This window comes from Marinomonas transparens, assembly GCF_016463975.1.
In the GTDB taxonomy this organism is placed as follows: domain Bacteria; phylum Pseudomonadota; class Gammaproteobacteria; order Pseudomonadales; family Marinomonadaceae; genus Marinomonas; species Marinomonas transparens.
In genome coordinates, this window is the sequence record NZ_JAEMNX010000060.1 from 1 (window position 1) to 3,094 (window position 3,094).

1 rRNA gene is annotated in these 3,094 nt (G+C 50.7%); it reads left to right on the forward strand.

The annotated features are described in order from the left end of the window. Nucleotides 1-85 precede the first annotated feature (85 nt). A 23S ribosomal RNA gene (locus I8J31_RS20610) occupies nt 86-3,075 on the forward strand. Nucleotides 3,076-3,094 lie beyond the last annotated feature (19 nt).

Sequence of the window (3,094 nt, forward strand, 5' to 3'; positions counted from 1 at the left end):
CTTCTATTATCGTAAATCCAGAGGGGTACAAAAGCCCTTTGGTATGTGATCTAAAGGTTTCGTAAGAAACTACTTTGGGTTATATGGTCAAGTGACCAAGCGTGCACGGTGGATGCCTTGGCAGTCAGAGGCGATGAAGGACGTGGTAATCTGCGAAAAGGTTCGGGGAGTTGATAAACAAGCTTTGATCCGAACATGTCCGAATGGGGAAACCCACCCGCTTGCGGGTATCGTATGGTGAATACATAGCCATACGAGGCGAACCCGGGGAACTGAAACATCTAAGTACCCGGAGGAAAAGAAATCAACCGAGATTCCCTAAGTAGCGGCGAGCGAAAGGGGATTAGCCCTTAAGTTGATTTGGTGTTAGTAGAAGGCTCTGGAAAGGGCCGCCGTAGAGGGTGATAGCCCCGTATACGAAAATGCCTTATCAATGAAAACGAGTAGGACGGGACACGTGATATCCTGTCTGAATATGGGGGGACCATCCTCCAAGGCTAAATACTCCTGACTGACCGATAGTGAACCAGTACCGTGAGGGAAAGGCGAAAAGAACCCCTGTGAGGGGAGTGAAATAGATCCTGAAACCGTGTACGTACAAGCAGTGGGAGCGGACTAGTTCCGTGACTGCGTACCTTTTGTATAATGGGTCAACGACTTATTTTCAGTAGCAAGGTTAAGCATGTAGTGGAGCCGTAGGGAAACCGAGTCTTAATAGGGCGTTTAGTTGCTGGGAATAGACCCGAAACCGGGCGATCTATCCATGAGCAGGTTGAAGGTTGGGTAACACTAACTGGAGGACCGAACCCACGACCGTTGAAAAGTTCGGGGATGACTTGTGGATAGGAGTGAAAGGCTAATCAAGCCCGGAGATAGCTGGTTCTCCTCGAAAGCTATTTAGGTAGCGCCTCGTATCTCACCATTGGGGGTAGAGCACTGTTTGGGCTAGGGGGTCATCCCGACTTACCAACCCCATGCAAACTCCGAATACCAATGAGTGCAATTACGGGAGACACACGGCGGGTGCTAACGTCCGTCGTGGAAAGGGAAACAACCCAGACCGTCAGCTAAGGTCCCAAAGTGCCAGTTAAGTGGGAAACGATGTGGGAAGGCTCAGACAGCTAGGAGGTTGGCTTAGAAGCAGCCATCCTTTAAAGAAAGCGTAATAGCTCACTAGTCGAGTCGGCCTGCGCGGAAGATATAACGGGGCTCAAACTGGCCACCGAAGCTACGGATGCAAGAACTTCACTTAAGCTTATTTGAGCGAAGCGAGAATATAAGCCCCCTGAACGTTGAGTAGGGCGGGGTTATAAGAAGCGGATCGAATGAGAGAGTAAGTTTAAGGAAGTTCTTGCATGGTAGAGGAGCGTTCTGTAAGCCGTTGAAGGTCAAGCTGTAAGGCAGGCTGGAGGTATCAGAAGTGCGAATGTTGACATGAGTAACGATAAGGGGAGTGAAAAACTCCCCCGCCGGAAGACCAAGGTTTCCTGTCCCATGTTAATCAGGGCAGGGTGAGTCGGCCCCTAAGGCGAGGCAGAAATGCGTAGTCGATGGGAAACAGGTTAATATTCCTGTACTCGTACATATTGCGATGGAGAGACGGAGAAGGCTAGGCCAGCACAGCGATGGTTGTCTGTGTTTAAGGCGGTAGGTTGAGGAATTAGGCAAATCCGGTTCCTCTTAAGACCGAGAACTGACGACGAGCCCTCTTTTGGGTGAAGTGGTTGATGCCATGCTTCCAGGAAAAACTTCTAAGCTTCAGATATGATCGAACCGTACCCCAAACCGACACAGGTGGTCAGGTAGAGAATACCAAGGCGCTTGAGAGAACTCGGGTGAAGGAACTAGGCAAAATGGTACCGTAACTTCGGGAGAAGGTACGCCGGCCGGTGTGAAGGACTTGCTCCGTAAGCACTAGTCGGTCGAAGATACCAGGTGGCTGCGACTGTTTATTAAAAACACAGCACTCTGCAAACACGAAAGTGGACGTATAGGGTGTGACGCCTGCCCGGTGCTTGAAGGTTAATTGATGGGGTTAGCGTAAGCGAAGCTCTTGATCGAAGCCCAAGTAAACGGCGGCCGTAACTATAACGGTCCTAAGGTAGCGAAATTCCTTGTCGGGTAAGTTCCGACCTGCACGAATGGCGTAACGATGGCCACACTGTCTCCACCCGAGACTCAGTGAAATTGAAATCGCAGTGAAGATGCTGTGTATCCGCGGCTAGACGGAAAGACCCCGTGAACCTTTACTATAGCTTCACAGTGAACTTTGAACCTACTTGTGTAGGATAGGTGGGAGGCTTTGAAGATAGGACGCTAGTCTTATTGGAGCCAATCTTGAAATACCACCCTGGTATGTTTGAGGTTCTAACTCTGGTCCCTTATCGGGATCGAGGACACTGTGTGGTGGGTAGTTTGACTGGGGCGGTCTCCTCCCAAAGAGTAACGGAGGAGCACGAAGGTGTGCTCAGCATGGTCGGAAATCATGCATAGAGTGTAAAGGCAAAAGCACGCTTAACTGCGAGACAGACACGTCGAGCAGGTACGAAAGTAGGTCTTAGTGATCCGGTGGTTCTGTATGGAAGGGCCATCGCTCAACGGATAAAAGGTACTCCGGGGATAACAGGCTGATACCGCCCAAGAGTTCACATCGACGGCGGTGTTTGGCACCTCGATGTCGGCTCATCACATCCTGGGGCTGAAGCCGGTCCCAAGGGTATGGCTGTTCGCCATTTAAAGTGGTACGCGAGCTGGGTTTAGAACGTCGTGAGACAGTTCGGTCCCTATCTGCCGTGGACGTTTGAGATTTGAGAGGAGCTGCTCCTAGTACGAGAGGACCGGAGTGGACGAACCTCTGGTGTTCCGGTTGTCACGCCAGTGGCATTGCCGGGTAGCTACGTTCGGACGGGATAACCGCTGAAAGCATCTAAGCGGGAAGCCTCCCTCAAGATAAGATCTCACTGGGACATAAGTCCCCTAAAGAGCCGTTCGAGACTAGGACGTTGATAGGTTGGGTGTGTAAGTGCTGTGAGGCATTGAGCTAACCAATACTAATTGCTCGTGAGGCTTGACCATATAACACCAAAGTGGTTTT